The sequence below is a fragment of the Actinomycetospora atypica genome (assembly GCF_042653685.1).
In the GTDB taxonomy this organism is placed as follows: Bacteria; Actinomycetota; Actinomycetes; order Mycobacteriales; family Pseudonocardiaceae; genus Actinomycetospora; species Actinomycetospora atypica.
The window spans coordinates 1-12891 of record NZ_JBHSIV010000066.1; the positions used below are offsets into that span (position 1 = coordinate 1).

General features: G+C 73.6%; 16 protein-coding genes. 2 read left to right on the forward strand and 14 right to left on the reverse strand.

Going from position 1 to position 12891, the window contains the following annotated elements; translation table 11 throughout:
• Positions 1-131: 131 nt before the first annotated feature.
• The 6 genes from ACFPBZ_RS28950 to ACFPBZ_RS28975 all read right to left on the reverse strand — a co-directional run bounded on the left by ACFPBZ_RS28950 (position 132) and on the right by ACFPBZ_RS28975 (position 4688).
• Positions 132-569, reverse strand: a complete 438-nt coding sequence (locus tag ACFPBZ_RS28950) for an OsmC family protein (RefSeq protein WP_378039576.1) — start codon at positions 567-569, stop codon at positions 132-134.
• Entirely contained in the window at positions 569-748 is a 180-nt protein-coding gene (locus ACFPBZ_RS28955) for a hypothetical protein (protein WP_378039577.1), read from the reverse strand. The genes ACFPBZ_RS28950 and ACFPBZ_RS28955 overlap by 1 nt, the downstream gene beginning before the upstream one ends.
• A 38-nt stretch (positions 749-786) precedes the next feature.
• The gene (locus ACFPBZ_RS28960; protein WP_378039578.1) at positions 787-1575 is read right to left on the reverse strand and encodes an alpha/beta fold hydrolase; all 789 of its coding nucleotides are present in this window, start codon (positions 1573-1575) and stop codon (positions 787-789) included.
• Between the two features lie 46 nt (positions 1576-1621).
• On the reverse strand, positions 1622-2593 hold the full coding sequence (locus ACFPBZ_RS28965) for an NADPH:quinone oxidoreductase family protein (RefSeq protein ID WP_378039579.1): 972 nt from the start codon (positions 2591-2593) through the stop codon (positions 1622-1624).
• Between the two features lie 118 nt (positions 2594-2711).
• Entirely contained in the window at positions 2712-3917 is a 1206-nt protein-coding gene (locus tag ACFPBZ_RS28970; protein ID WP_378039580.1) for an oxidoreductase, read from the reverse strand.
• 102 nt (positions 3918-4019) lie between these two features.
• Complete coding sequence (locus ACFPBZ_RS28975) at positions 4020-4688, reverse strand: class I SAM-dependent methyltransferase (protein ID WP_378039581.1); 669 nt, start codon at positions 4686-4688, stop codon at positions 4020-4022.
• A gap of 82 nt (positions 4689-4770) precedes the next feature.
• Between ACFPBZ_RS28975 and ACFPBZ_RS28980 the strand changes: the two genes are divergently transcribed.
• Positions 4771-4995, forward strand: a complete 225-nt coding sequence (locus tag ACFPBZ_RS28980; protein ID WP_378039582.1) for a hypothetical protein — start codon at positions 4771-4773, stop codon at positions 4993-4995.
• Between the two features lie 6 nt (positions 4996-5001).
• Here ACFPBZ_RS28980 and ACFPBZ_RS28985 read toward each other — a convergent pair whose 3' ends face one another.
• The 3 genes from ACFPBZ_RS28985 to ACFPBZ_RS28995 are packed head-to-tail and all read right to left on the reverse strand — an operon-like array spanning position 5002 to position 7091.
• A complete protein-coding gene (locus tag ACFPBZ_RS28985) occupies positions 5002-5376 on the reverse strand; it encodes a hypothetical protein (RefSeq protein ID WP_378039583.1) in 375 nt (124 codons plus the stop codon).
• A 49-nt stretch (positions 5377-5425) separates the two neighbouring features.
• Positions 5426-6601 carry a cation:proton antiporter gene (locus ACFPBZ_RS28990; protein ID WP_378039584.1) on the reverse strand — a complete coding sequence of 392 codons (1176 nt, stop codon included), beginning with the start codon at positions 6599-6601 and terminating at the stop codon, positions 5426-5428.
• A gap of 7 nt (positions 6602-6608) precedes the next feature.
• Positions 6609-7091, reverse strand: a complete 483-nt coding sequence (locus tag ACFPBZ_RS28995; RefSeq protein WP_378039585.1) for a cation:proton antiporter regulatory subunit — start codon at positions 7089-7091, stop codon at positions 6609-6611.
• 44 nt (positions 7092-7135) lie between these two features.
• On the opposite strand from ACFPBZ_RS28995, the gene ACFPBZ_RS29000 reads away from it, so the two are divergent.
• Positions 7136-9658 carry a DEAD/DEAH box helicase gene (locus tag ACFPBZ_RS29000; RefSeq protein WP_378039586.1) on the forward strand — a complete coding sequence of 841 codons (2523 nt, stop codon included), beginning with the start codon at positions 7136-7138 and terminating at the stop codon, positions 9656-9658.
• A gap of 15 nt (positions 9659-9673) precedes the next feature.
• Here ACFPBZ_RS29000 and ACFPBZ_RS29005 read toward each other — a convergent pair whose 3' ends face one another.
• The 5 genes from ACFPBZ_RS29005 to ACFPBZ_RS29025 form a co-directional block, all read right to left on the reverse strand.
• On the reverse strand, positions 9674-10234 hold the full coding sequence (locus tag ACFPBZ_RS29005) for a MarR family transcriptional regulator (RefSeq protein ID WP_378039587.1): 561 nt from the start codon (positions 10232-10234) through the stop codon (positions 9674-9676).
• Between the two features lie 287 nt (positions 10235-10521).
• Complete coding sequence (locus tag ACFPBZ_RS29010; protein ID WP_465251521.1) at positions 10522-11379, reverse strand: exodeoxyribonuclease III; 858 nt, start codon at positions 11377-11379, stop codon at positions 10522-10524.
• Between the two features lie 10 nt (positions 11380-11389).
• Positions 11390-11881, reverse strand: coding sequence for a hypothetical protein (locus ACFPBZ_RS29015; protein ID WP_378039589.1), 492 nt, complete (start codon positions 11879-11881; stop codon positions 11390-11392).
• A gap of 37 nt (positions 11882-11918) precedes the next feature.
• On the reverse strand, positions 11919-12455 hold the full coding sequence (locus ACFPBZ_RS29020; RefSeq protein WP_378039590.1) for a DUF6790 family protein: 537 nt from the start codon (positions 12453-12455) through the stop codon (positions 11919-11921).
• 97 nt (positions 12456-12552) lie between these two features.
• The coding region (locus ACFPBZ_RS29025) for a helix-turn-helix domain-containing protein (protein ID WP_378039591.1) at positions 12553-12891 on the reverse strand (339 nt) is incomplete at its 5' end.

Here is a 12891-nt window from a genome sequence, read left to right on the forward strand (position 1 = left end):
CCGGGCGCCGCGGCGGGGGCTCCGGCCGCTCCGGCCGCTCCGGCCGCGGGCGTCGGCGAGGGCTACGGCGCGGCGAGCCCCGCGCCCGCCGCGGGCGGTGGGTACGGCGACTCGTACTCCTCCGGCGGCGGCTACTGAGCCTCGACCGTGACCGGGAAGGCCACCGAGCGCGCGATGAAGCACGCCTCGTGGGCCGCGTGGTGCAGCTCCCCGAGGTCGGCGTCCCCGGTGGACGTGACCGCGGGGTGCAGCACCACCCCGGCGAACGACCAGCCGCCGTCGTCGTCCCTCGTCATCCGGCCCACGGGCTCGTCGACGTAGGAGGTCACGACGACGCCGGCCTCGGCCGCCACGTGCAGGAAGCTGAGGAGGTGACACTCCGAGAGGGCCGCGAGCAGCAACTCCTCGGGGTTCCACCGCCCGGCGTTCCCGCGGAACGACCGGTCGGCGGAGCCCTCGAGGTCGGGCTTGCCGGGCGCGGAGACCACGTGGTCGCGCGTGTAGGACCGGTAGTCGACGGTGCCCGGGTCGTCCGACCAGCGCACAGTCAGCCGGTACTCGTGGGCCACTAGGAGTTCTCGCGGTCCTTGCGGTCCTCGGCCTCCGTGCGCTCCCGCGCGATCTCGAGGGCGCGGCCGGCGGTCTCCTTGTCGGGATACGGACCGAGCCGGTCGGCGGAGCGGCAGCCGTCGTAGGGCTCGACCGCGTTGTGCTTCAGGCAGTAGTACCACTCGTTCTCGTGGGCCACGGGCGACACTGTGCCACGGATGAGCGCCCGCGCATCGTTCACGCGCGGGCGACCCGGGCGTTGCCGAGGATCAGCTCGGCGGTGAGCTCCGGGTCGTCGGCCATCGGTACGTGCCCGCAGCCGGGGAGCACGACGACGCGCGCGTCGGGCAGGGCCCGGCGCAGCCGCCGGATCTGGGCGCGGGGCAGGAGCATGTCGCGCGAGCCCCACCCGACCATCGTCGGGACCGACGAGCGCTGCGGCACCGTCCAGCGGTCGAACGCGGCGAGCATCGTCGTGAAGCCCTCGCGGGGGTGGGCCAGCCCCTGCAGGTCGTCGGCCATGACCGCCGGGTCCTGCCGCCCGGGGTGCGCGACGAGCGCGCCCAGCAGCGCCGCGCGCCCGACGCCGGTCGCGAGCACCCGGTCGAGCCGCTCGCGGGGCCAGCGCCGCAGCAGCGCCGACGCCCCGCCGAGCACCGCCCGCGCGTAGGCCTGGCCCACCGGCGACCAGAACCCGGCCGGGGACAGCGCCGTCGCCGAGACCGCCGTACCCCGTGCCGCCATCTCCAGCGCGATCAGCCCGCCGAGGGAGTTCCCGGCGACGTGCGGGGTGGGCAGGCCGAGGTCGGTCACGAGTCCCTCGACCGCCTCGACCAGCGGTGCGCTCGACCCGTCGAAGTCGGGCGCCACGTCGTCGGACTCGCCGTGGCCGGGCAGGTCGACGGCGATGACCTCGTGCTCCTTGGCCAACGCCGCGGTCACGGTGTCCCACGCCTGGCGGCGGTGGGTGATGCCGTGGATGAGGAGCAGCGGTTCCCCGCTCCCGGTGCGGCTGTGCGCGAGCATCCCGTGACCTTCCCGACGACGACGTGGGCCGTAGCGGAGCTTACTGTCAGGCCCGCGGGTGGACGATCACCTTGCCCGCGACCCGGCGCTCGGCGAGCTCGTTGACCGCGGCCGTCGTCTCCGCGAGCGGGTAGGTGGCGCTGAGCGGCGGCGCGAGGCGGCCCGAGGCGATGTCGTCGGCGATGTCGTCCCACTGCCCGCGCATGAAGCCGGGGGTGCTCCACGCCCACTCGCCCCAGCCGGCGCCGACGACCTCGGTGTTGCGCAGGAGCAGCCGGTTCACCTTCACCGTCGGGATCTCGCCGCCGGTGAAGCCCACGACCACGACCCGTCCCCCGCGGGCCAGCGACCGCAGCGAGTCGGTGAAGCGGTCGCCGCCGACGGGGTCGACCACCACGTCGACGCCCTTCTTGCCGGTGATCTCGAGCGCGGCGTCCTTGAAGCCGTCCACCATCACCGCGTGGTCGGCGCCGGCGGCCCGGGCGACCTCGGCCTTGCCCTCGGTCGACACCACGGCGATCACCGTCGCGCCGCGGGCCTTCGCGAACTGGATGCAGGCGATCCCGACCCCGCCGGCCGCGCCGTGGACGAGGACCGTCTCCCCCTCGGCGAGCCGGCCCCGGCGGGCGAGCACGAACTCGGCGGTCAGGTAGTTCATCGGCAGGCCGGCGCCGACGTCGAACGAGACGGCGTCGGGCAGCGGGAACGTCTGGTCGACGGGCGCGAGCACCGACTCGGCGAAGCCCCCGACCACGCACAGCGCCGCGACCCGGTCGCCCGCCGAGAACCCGGAGCCCTCGGGGGCCGACCGGACGGTGCCCGCGACCTCGGAGCCCAGCACGAACGGCAGCTCGGGGCGCATCTGGTACTCGCCCCGGGTGAGCAGCAGGTCGGGGAAGACCACCCCGGCCGCCTCGACGTCGATGAGGACCTGGTTCTCGCCGGGGGTCGGCTCGTCGAGCTCGACCACCTCCAGCGACCCCGGTCCCTCGAGCTTGCTCACCTGCACCGCACGCATGCGACCTCCTTCGACCTTCGGTCTCGTGCGTGCGTTCCCGTGTCGGGACACGGAAACGCACGCACACCCTCGTCGGGAACCCTAGAGGTGGATCACCGAGCAGGCCGGGCACGAGGCCTCAGGCGGAGCGCAGGACCGCGATCTCGTCCTCCGGCGCCGGGGTCCACGAGCCGGTGGGCGGGAGGCCGATGGAGGCCGCGTGCCCGCGGAAGTTCTCCAGCCAGTGCCGCCAGTCGTCGGGCAGGAGCGAGAACGGCGCCTCGTGGCCGAGCTCGCGGGCGGCCCAGAGCGGCCAGTGCGGGTTCGACAGGGCCGGGCGGCCCAGCAGGACGAGGTCGGTCAGCCCGGCCTCGATCGCCCGGTTCGCGTTCTGCGGCACGCCCAGGTTCCACGAGCAGACCGTCGGGATGCCGACCTCCCGGCGGATACGGGCGGAGCGCTCGAGCATGAAGCCCGGGTCGTTCATCGGCGGCTTGGTGGCCATGTCGTCGGTGTTGAAGCCGAGGCTCATGTCGGCGGCGTCGAGGCCGTGCTCGGCCATCCACGCCACGGCCTGCACCGACTCCTCGAACTGGATGCCGTCGGGGTGGAAGTCGTCCGAGCCCAGGCGCATCGTCAGGGGCAGGTGCTCGGGCCAGACCTCCCGGACCGCGTCGAGCGCCTCGAGCAGGAACCGGGCGCGGTTCTCCAGCGAGCCGCCGTACTCGTCGTCGCGCCGGTTGGCCAGCGGCGAGAAGAACTCGGCGCCCAGGTAGCCGTGCGCGAAGTGCATCTCCAGCCACTCGTAACCGGCGTCGGCGGCCCGCCGGGCGGCGTCGGCGTAGCGGCGGTGCAGGTCCTTGATCTCCTCGCGGGTGAGCGCGTGGACCTCGTAGGGGTGGTCGCCGCCGTAGGGGACGTCCGAGGGACCGGAGCAGACCCAGCCGCGGTCGTGTTCGGGCGGGAGCTGCGCGCCGGGCCCGAACTCCCCGACGGTGTCGTGCGCCGCGACCTCGCTGCCCTTGCGCCCGGTGTGCCCGAGCTGGATGCCGGCGACCCCGCCCTGCCGCCTGATGATCGCGGTGACGCGGGCGTGCCCCTCGATCTGGTCGTCGGTCCAGATGCCCGCGCAGTCGACGGTCGTGCGCCCCTCCGGCACGATCGCGACCTGCTCGGGGAAGACCAGGCCGAAGCCGCCCGCGGCCCGGGCCCCGAGGTACATCACGTGGTAGTCGTTCATCTCGCCGCTGCGGTCGAGGCAGGCGTGCTGGGTCATGGGCGACATGCCGATGCGGTTGCGCACCGTGACGCCCTTGAGGGTGAACGGACTGAAGAGGTCGGGCACGGGGAGCCTTTCGGTGGGGGGACTCGCCGACGAGGATTGTGCGCAATCATTTCCACCGGTGCGCGATGACGTTGCGAGCGTGTGTCCCTGGGCGTAGAGCCCTCAGCGCAGGCGGTGCACCGTCGTCGGGGTCACCGAGCGCCCCTCGAGGTCGGCGGTGTCGGGCACGTCGTAGGTGGCGAGGGCCTCCACCCGCCGGCGCGGCAGGTACTCCCGGCCCGGGTCGCCCACCAGCACGTCGATGCCGACACCGGCCGCCTCGTCGAGGAAGTCGAGCATCAGCCGCGCCATCGGCTGCTCGTAGAACACGTCGCCGGCGAGGACGACGTCGACGTCGAGCGCCGGACCGTCGTCGTCGCCCACCAGGTCCCCGACGACCTCCGCGGCCACGCCGTTGCGCTCGGCGTTGCGCCGCGCGGCGATCCGGGCCCGGGCGTCGTGGTCCGACATCACCACGGCGGCCGCGCCGGCCCGCATCGCGGCGATCCCGACGATGCCCGACCCGGCGGCGAGGTCGAGCACGCGCTTCCCGACGACGACCTCGGGCCGGTCGAGCACGTAGCGCGCGAGGGCCTGTCCCCCGGCCCAGGCGAAGGCCCAGAACGGCGGGGCCTCCTCGTCGGTGCGCGACCAGGTGCGGTGGATGTCGTCGGCGAGCAGCAGCGTCACCTCGGGCACCAGGGGCGCGGTGCCGGGGGCGGTCCAGCCGGACACCTGCAGCTCCAGGTCGTCCTCGTCGCCCGCGGTCACGCCGTCGTCACCCGCGGTCATGAGTTGCCCCGGACGGACGCTGCGCCCGCGATCGGGCCGACCTACCCTGTTCGGCAACCCTGAGACCCCGGGAAGGAAGACCATGACCGACGACGACTCCGCCAGTGCGGTCCTGCTCTTCCTCGGCGGCCCCCTCGACGGTCGCGTCGAGGTCCGCGACGCCCGCCACGGGGCTCCCCTGCCGACGGTGACCCACACCCACCTCCACGACGGTCCGAAGGTCGTCCACCACTACGACCTGCACCCGCTCACCGCGGGAGCCGGTGTCTACCACCTGCGCGTCGAGTCGGTCGCCGAGAGCGCCTGAGCGCGGTCAGGCCAGCCACCAGCCGACGGCGCACAGCGCACCCCACGCACCCGCGACCGAGACGGCCTTCGTGCGCGCCTCCCGGTCGGGCAGGCTCGTGCCGAGCAGGACCAGGTCGACGAGGTCGGAGCCGACCCGGACGGCGACGGCGGTCCGCAGCGGCTCGCCCTCCGGGGCGAACGCCATCGCGAGCCCCGACGCGAGGTCGCGGCCCCCGAGGGCGCGGATGCCGATCAGGGTGCCGTGGGAGAGCTCCTCGCGGTTGCGGCCGAGCTTGGTGGGCCGGGCGAACAGCTCGGGCCTCGCGATGATCGCGACGCTGTAGGCGGCGGTCGCGACGCCGAGCGCACGCGGGAACCAGGACGTCGAGGTGCGGGACATGATCCTCTGGTACCCGCTGCTCCCCGACGTACCCGCCGTCCGGCGGCACTCAGGCCGCCGTGCGCCCCAGGCGGCTGCGCACCGCGCCGTGCGCCGGAACGACGAACCGGGCCAGCACCGGGCCGATGACGGCCATGAGGAGCACGTAGGTCGTCGCGAGGGGCGCGAGCCCGGGGTCGACCGACGCCGAGGTCAGGGCGAGCCCGGCGATGACGATCGAGAACTCCCCGCGCGCGACCAGCGCCGCCCCGGCCCGCCATCGACCCAGCGAGCCCACCCCGGCCTGGCGGGCGGCGAACCACCCGGTCCCGATCTTCGTCATGGTGGTGACGACGGCGAGGGCCAGCGCGGCGGGCACGACGGCGGGGATCTGCGCGGGGTCGGTGTTGAGACCGAACACCACGAAGAACACCGCGGCGAACAGGTCGCGCAGGGGGCTCAGCACCCTCGTCGCGTTCTCGGCGGTCTCCTCGCTGATCGCGATCCCGAGCAGGAACGCGCCGACCCCGGCGGAGACCTGCAGCTGGGAGGCGACCCCCGCGACGAGCAGCGCCACCCCGATCACGCGGAGCAGGAAGACCTCCGAGCTCGGCGAGTCGACCACCGCCGAGACGGCGCCCCCGAAGCGCAGCGCGACGACGAGGACCACCACGAGCAGCACCAGCGCGATCGCGACCGTGCGCAGCCCGGCGAGGAATCCGAGCGAGGCGAGCACCGCCGTCGTCACGGGCAGGTAGAGGGCCATCGCGAGGTCCTCCATGACCAGCACCGACAGCACCGCGGGGGTCTCCCGGTTGCCCAGCCGGCCCAGGTCCTCGAGGACCTTCGCGATGATCCCCGACGACGACACCCAGGTCACCCCGGCCATCGCCAGCGCCCCGACCGGGCCCCAGCCGAGGATCAGCGCCGCGATCGCGCCCGGGGTGGCGTTGAGGACCATGTCGACGATCCCGGCGAGCCACGACCGCTTGAGCCCGGTGACGAGGTCGGTGGCCGAGTACTCCAGCCCGAGCAGGAGCAGCAGGAGCACCACCCCCACCTCGCTGGCGAGCTCGGTGAACCCGCCGATCCCGCTCAGCGGCAGCAGCCCGCCGGAGCCGAACGCGAGGCCGCCGAGCAGGTACAGCGGGATCGGCGAGATCCCGATCCGGCCGGCGAGGCGGCCCAGCACCCCGAGCCCGAAGAACAGGGCGCCGAGCTCCTCGAGGGCGAGTGCGGTCTCCACGGGGGGATCAGCCGTTCTCGAGGATCTCCGCGGCCTTGGCCAGGCCGTCGCCGGTCCCGACGATCACCACCAGGTCGCCGGCGGCGAACACGAAGTCGGGGCGGGGCGATGGGGAGACGACGTGGTCGCGGACGACGGCGACGATCGAGGTGGCCGTCCGGGTGCGCATCGCGGTGTCGGCCAGCGGGCGCCCCACGTACGGCGAGCCCTCGGCGACCGGGAACTGGGCGGTGTTGACGCCCTCGACCTCCCGCTGCTCCCCCTGCAGCTGCGCGACCAGGTTCGGCGCCCCGAGCAGCGTCCCGAGCGCGTTGCACTCGGTCTCGGAGAGCTTCACCGCGGCCGCGCACGAGTCGGGGTCGTCCTGGGCCGCGAGGAGCAGTTCGCGGTGCCCGTCGCGGTGGGTCAGCACCCCGAGACGCCGTCCGCCGCTCGTCACGAACTCCTGCTTGGTCCCGATCCCCGGCAACCTGGTGACCTCGACATCCACGGGCGCCCACGCTAACCCAGGTCGCTCGGGGAGAATGGACGGCGATGAGCACCCCGACCCTGCTTCCCGCACCCGGCGCCGACCCCGACGAGCTGTTCGAGGGGTTCTCGGCCTGGGCGTCCGAGCGCGGGCTGGAGCTCTACCCGGCCCAGGCCGAGGCCCTGATCGAGCTGGTCACCGGCGCCAACGTGATCGTCTCGACGCCCACCGGGTCGGGGAAGTCGCTGATCGCCCTGGGCGCGCACGTCGCGGCGATGTCGCGCGGCGAGCGCTCGGTCTACACGGCCCCGATCAAGGCGCTGGTGAGCGAGAAGTTCTTCGCCCTCGGCGCGCAGCTCGGGTACGCCAACGTCGGGATGCTCACCGGCGACGCGGCGGTCAACCCCGAGGCGCCGGTCATCTGCTGCACCGCCGAGGTCCTGGCGAACTGGGCGCTGCGCGAGGGCGCGACGGCCGACGTCGGCCAGGTGGTCATGGACGAGTTCCACTTCTACGCCGACCCCGACCGCGGCTGGGCCTGGCAGGTCCCGATCGTCGAGATGCCGCAGTGCCAGTTCCTGCTGATGTCGGCGACCCTCGGCGACGTCTCGTTCTTCCAGGAGGACCTGACGAGGCGGACGGGCCGCGAGACCGCGGTCGTCGCGAACACCGAGCGCCCGGTGCCGCTGAGCTTCCGCTGGTCGACCACGCCGCTGCACGAGACGATCTCCGAGCTGATCACCGGCAAGCAGGCGCCGGTCTACATCGTGCACACCACGCAGGCCGCGGCCGTCGAGCAGGCGCAGGCGCTGATGAGCCTCAACGTCTCGACGAAGGCCGAGAAGGAGCGGATCGCCGAGCTGATCGGCTCCTTCCGCTTTACCGCCGGGTTCGGGCGGGCCCTCTCGCGCCTGGTCCGCCACGGCATCGGCGTGCACCACGCCGGGATGCTGCCGAAGTACCGCCGGCTCGTGGAGACCCTCGCCCAGGCCGGGCTGCTCAAGCTGATCTGCGGCACCGACACCCTCGGCGTCGGGATCAACATCCCCATCCGCACGGTGCTGTTCACCGCGCTCACCAAGTTCGACGGCCAGCGGGTGCGCCACCTGCGCGCCCGCGAGTTCCACCAGGTCGCCGGGCGCGCGGGCCGCGCGGGGTACGACGTCGCGGGCTACGTCGTCGTCCAGGCCCCCGAGCACGAGGTCGAGAACGCCAAGCGCATGGCGAAGGCGGGCGACGACGTCAAGAAGCAGCGGCGCGTGGTGCGCGTGAAGGCGCCCGACGGCTTCGTCTCCTGGTCCGAGCGCACCATGGAGAAGCTCGTCGAGGCCCAGCCCGAGCAGCTCACCAGCCAGATGCGGGTCACCACCGCGATGCTGCTGCAGGTCGCCCAGCGCCCCGGCCCCTACTTCCCGGCGATGCGCCACCTGCTCGAGGAGAACCACGCCGACCGCGCCACCCAGCGCCGCCTCATCCTGCGCGCGATCCAGCTCTTCCGCGGCCTGATCGAGGCCGACGTCGTCGAGCGCCTGGAGGTTCCCGACGAGGCCGGCCGCACCGTCCGGCTCGTGGGCGACCTCCAGGTCGACTTCGCGCTCAACCAGCCGCTCTCACCCTTCGCGCTCGCGGCGTTCGACCTGCTCGACGACGAGTCGCCGACCCTCGCCCTCGACCTCGTCTCCGTGGTCGAGTCGACCCTCGACGACCCGAAGCAGGTGCTGCGCGCCCAGGAGAACGCGGCCCGCGGTGAGGCCGTCGGCGCGATGAAGGCCGAGGGGATCGAGTACGAGGAGCGCATGGAGCGCCTCGAGGAGATCACCTGGCCCAAGCCGCTCGCCGAGCTCCTGGAGCCCGCGTTCGAGACCTACCGCAAGGGCCACCCGTGGGTGGGCGACGCCGAGCTCTCCCCCAAGGCCGTGGTGCGCGACCTCTACGAGCGGGCGATGAACTTCGTCGAGTTCGTCTCGCACTACAAGCTCGCGCGCTCCGAAGGTCTCGTCCTGCGCTACCTCACCGACGCCTACCGCGCCCTGCGCCAGACGATCCCCGAGACCGCCGGCACCGAGGACCTCGACGACCTCATCGCCTGGCTCGGCGAGCTCGTCCGCCAGACCGACTCCTCGCTGCTCGACGAGTGGGAGACGCTGTCGAACCCCACCGAGCTCGACGCCGCGGGCGCCGACTCCGCCCCGGTCGACAACGCCCCGCCGCCGGTCACCCGCAACGAGCGGGCCTTCCGGGTGCTGGTGCGCAACCAGATGTTCCGCCGCGTCGAGCTCTTCGAACGCCGCTGGGCCGCCGACCTGGCCGAGCTGGAGGACGACGGCCCCTCGTTCGAGGTGTGGGCGGCGGCGATGGAGGACTACTACGCCGAGTACCCGACCCTCGGCGCCGGCCCCGAGGCCCGCGGCCCGTCGCTGTTCCGCGTCACCGACCACGGCCGGACCTGGGACGTGCGCCAGGTGTTCGCCGACCCCGAGGGCGACCACGACTGGGGCATCACCGCCACCGTCGACCTCGACGCCTCCGACGAGGTCGGCTCGGCCGTCGTCCACGTGACCCACGTCGGCCCGCTCGAGACGGTCTGATCCCCGGCCCCGACGTCAGCGCGCGCCTGCAGCGAGGCGCGCCCGGCGCCGGCGGACGATCGCCCGCCGCCACCAGAGGCGCTCCGACTCGCTCGTCGCCGTGCGGTGCAGACCGTGGACGAGCTGGATGAGCAGCCCGGCGACGTGAAGCCGGCGGTCGTCCCGGTGCAGTCCGTGGGTCGTCACCGCGGAGCGCACTGCAGCGCGGACGTCCCTCCGGAAGACAGCGAGGAGCCGGTCCCGCTCGTCGTGCGGCACGAGAGACACCTCGACGCCCTGGGGATGATCGACACTCGCGCCGCGCCGCACGTGCCCGCCCTGCTCGAGCCGACGGAGCATCTTCGAGACGGTGCTGCGGGTCAGCCCCACCCGGTCGCCGATGGTGCCGCTCGGCAGCGGGCCGAGGTAGCGCAGCAGGTCGAGGCAGAGCAGCTCCGGCAGGCCGAGGCCGAGACGCCGGGCGGTCTCGTTCCGGTAGCGGTGCACCACGGGAACGAGCTGGTCGACCACGAGCGCCGTGAGCTCGTCCACCGTCGCCTCGACGGCGGCCTCGCGCTCGGCCCTGACGTCGATCACAGCGTTGAGCATCCCCCCTCTCGCTGCCACGCGGGGGCCGATCGGCGAGGTCGCCGAGCCGGGTACCGAGTCGCGGCGACTCGGTGCCGCCGCTGGCTGGAGCGTGCCGGCCCGCCGGACTGCACGAACGTCCCGGCCACAACCGAGTCAACGTGACTCGGTCGGCGCCGCTCCAGGGTCGCTCCCGCCCAGCAGTCAGGACACATGTCACGGCGCGAACCGAGTCGGCGTGACTCGGTTGGGCCGGCGCTGTTCCGCCTGCTCAGGCGGATCGACCCGGACGAGGGTCAGGCCTTCTTCCGGGACCGACCACGGTTGGCGCCCATCGAGGGCGGCGGGACCACGGGGCCGATGTCGCCGTCGGGGGCGGTGTCGAGGTCGACGATCACGGGCGCGTGGTCGGAGGGGCCGGTGCCCTTGCGGGCCAGGCGGTCGACCCAGGCGGCGGCGCGGCGCTCGGCGACCGGGGCGCCGGCGAGGACGAGGTCGATCCGCATCCCGCGGTCCTGGTGGAACGCGCCGCCGCGGTAGTCCCAGTAGGTGAAGGCGGGCACGTCGACCCAGCGGTCGCGGATCACGTCGTGCAGGCCGGTCTTCTCGATGGCGGCCAGCGCGTCGCGCTCGGGCGCAGTGACGTGGGTGGACTCGGCGAAGGCCTCGACGGAGTAGACGTCGAGGTCGGCCGGGGCGATGTTGAAGTCGCCCGCGACGATCGTCGAGGAGGGGTCGCCCGCCTCGACCATGTCGCGCAGCACGCCCAGCCACTCGAGCTTGTAGGCGTAGTGCGGGTCCTCGCGGTCGCGGCCGTTCGGCACGTAGACGCTGGTCACCCGCAGGTCGCCGCACGTGGCGCTGACCGCGCGGGCCTCCTGGTGGGGGAAACCGGGCGCTCCGGGGAGGCCGTTCACCACGTCCTCGAGACCCACGCGCGAGAGCAGGGCGACGCCGTTCCAGCGGCCCTCGCCGTGGTGGGCCACCTCGTAGCCGCGCTCGGCGAGCGCGGCCCCGAAGGTCTCCTCGAACGCCTCGTCGGAGAGCTTGGTCTCCTGGAGGCACACGACGTCGGGCGCGCGCTCGTCGAGCCAGCCCAGCAGGCGGGGCTCACGGGCCTTCGCGGAGTTCACGTTCCAGGTCGCCACTCGCACGCCGCCCACGCTAACGGGCGACCCGGACACCGTCCGCCGAGGACTCCCGGGCGCCGAGCGGGCGGGCGCGCCGCCAGACGATCTCGGCCTGGAACGCGACCATGACCGCGATCATCAGCAGCACCTCGCCGATCCCCCCGGAGTCGCTGACCCCGGTGAAGTAGGCGACCGTGCCGAGCGCGAACTTCGCGACCACGAGCCCGAGGAAGAGCCCGATCGAGAGCGGGGTGCCCTGCGCCCACACCCCGCCGTTCTCCGGCCAGACCCGGGTGAACCGGCCGCGGGCGAGCCCGACGACCACCGAGAGCGCGATGCTGACCAGCAGGAACGTCCAGGCCAGGCCGCCCGCGGGCACGTGGTAGCCGCCGATGGCGATCCCGACGACGCCGTAGATGATCGCGAGCTTGAACCGCGAGGAACCGACGATCTCGTGGCGCTGGGACTGCCGGTACACGGCGTAGCCGACCATCGCCAGGATGATCACGATCGAGGACAGGGGCACGACAGGGGTCCTTCCCGGACGACGAGGGGGGTGGGGCTCAGGCGGCGACGCGCTCGTGGGCGGGCGCGTGTCCGGAGGCGGCGGCCGACCGGGCGGCGCGGCGGGCGGCCCAGGTGGTGACCGCGGCGATCAGCGGGACGAGGAAGCAGGTCGGGATCGCGCCGACGTTGTCGGGCGCGGTGTTGCCGTGGATCAGCCACTGGGTGACGTGCTGGATCCCGTCGAGCCAGAGCTGGACGAACGCGATCGCGATGACCGCGCTCATCCACCCACCGCGGAAGCGCCGCCACGCGACGACGACTCCCGCGAGGCCGACGGCCAGGTCCGACCCGCCGTTCTCCCACTGGAACGGCGAGGGCGACCAGCCGATGCTCCCGGCCGCGGCCGGCGCGCCCGGGCCGAGGTGCACCAGCCCGGCCAGCACCCCGTTGACCCCGAGGCCGACCACCACGAACCACACGGACGTCAGCTCGAGCACCCGGGCACCCGTCCGGCGGGCCGGGGACCGGTCGAGGAGCACGTGGAGTGCCAGCCCCACCAGGAGGATGGCCCACATGACCAGGAAGAACGACATGACCGACCTTTCGACGTAGTGCCTGCCACGTAGCGTGACCGAGATCCACGGTCGGAACATCCGCGCGATGACGTAGACACGGTCGGCCGATCGGGCGTCAGCGGTCCTCGTCGGGCCGGTTGGCCAGGGCCGCCAGCTCCACCCGGGTGCTCAGCCCGAGCTTGCGCAGCGCGTTCGACACGTGGGTCTGCACGGTGCGCGGCGAGATCGCGAGACGGGTCGCGATCTCCGGCCCCGGGGTGCCCCGGCCGACGAGCTCGGCGACGCGCGCCTCGGTGGGGGTGAGCGACGACCAGCCGGCCACCGGCCGGTTGCGGGGTCCGGCGACCCCGAGCCGGACCCCGGCGCCGCGCAGCCGCGAGACGAGCCGTCGCTCGACCCCGGCGGCCCCGAGCGACGCGGCGGCCTCGCGGACCCGGGGCGCGAGCCGCCGTGC

Excerpts from the sequence above, each read along its gene's own strand:
- ACFPBZ_RS29000 (WP_378039586.1), top strand. The coding sequence starts at position 7,136 with ATGAGCACCCCGACCCTGCTTCCCGCACCCGGCGCCGACCCCGACGAG.
- ACFPBZ_RS28965 (WP_378039579.1), bottom strand. The coding sequence starts at position 2,593 with ATGCGTGCGGTGCAGGTGAGCAAGCTCGAGGGACCGGGGTCGCTGGAG.
- ACFPBZ_RS28980 (WP_378039582.1), top strand. The coding sequence starts at position 4,771 with ATGACCGACGACGACTCCGCCAGTGCGGTCCTGCTCTTCCTCGGCGGC.
- ACFPBZ_RS28975 (WP_378039581.1), bottom strand. The coding sequence starts at position 4,688 with ATGACCGCGGGTGACGACGGCGTGACCGCGGGCGACGAGGACGACCTG.
- ACFPBZ_RS28985 (WP_378039583.1), bottom strand. The coding sequence starts at position 5,376 with ATGTCCCGCACCTCGACGTCCTGGTTCCCGCGTGCGCTCGGCGTCGCG.
- ACFPBZ_RS29020 (WP_378039590.1), bottom strand. The coding sequence starts at position 12,455 with ATGTCGTTCTTCCTGGTCATGTGGGCCATCCTCCTGGTGGGGCTGGCA.
- ACFPBZ_RS28960 (WP_378039578.1), bottom strand. The coding sequence starts at position 1,575 with ATGCTCGCGCACAGCCGCACCGGGAGCGGGGAACCGCTGCTCCTCATC.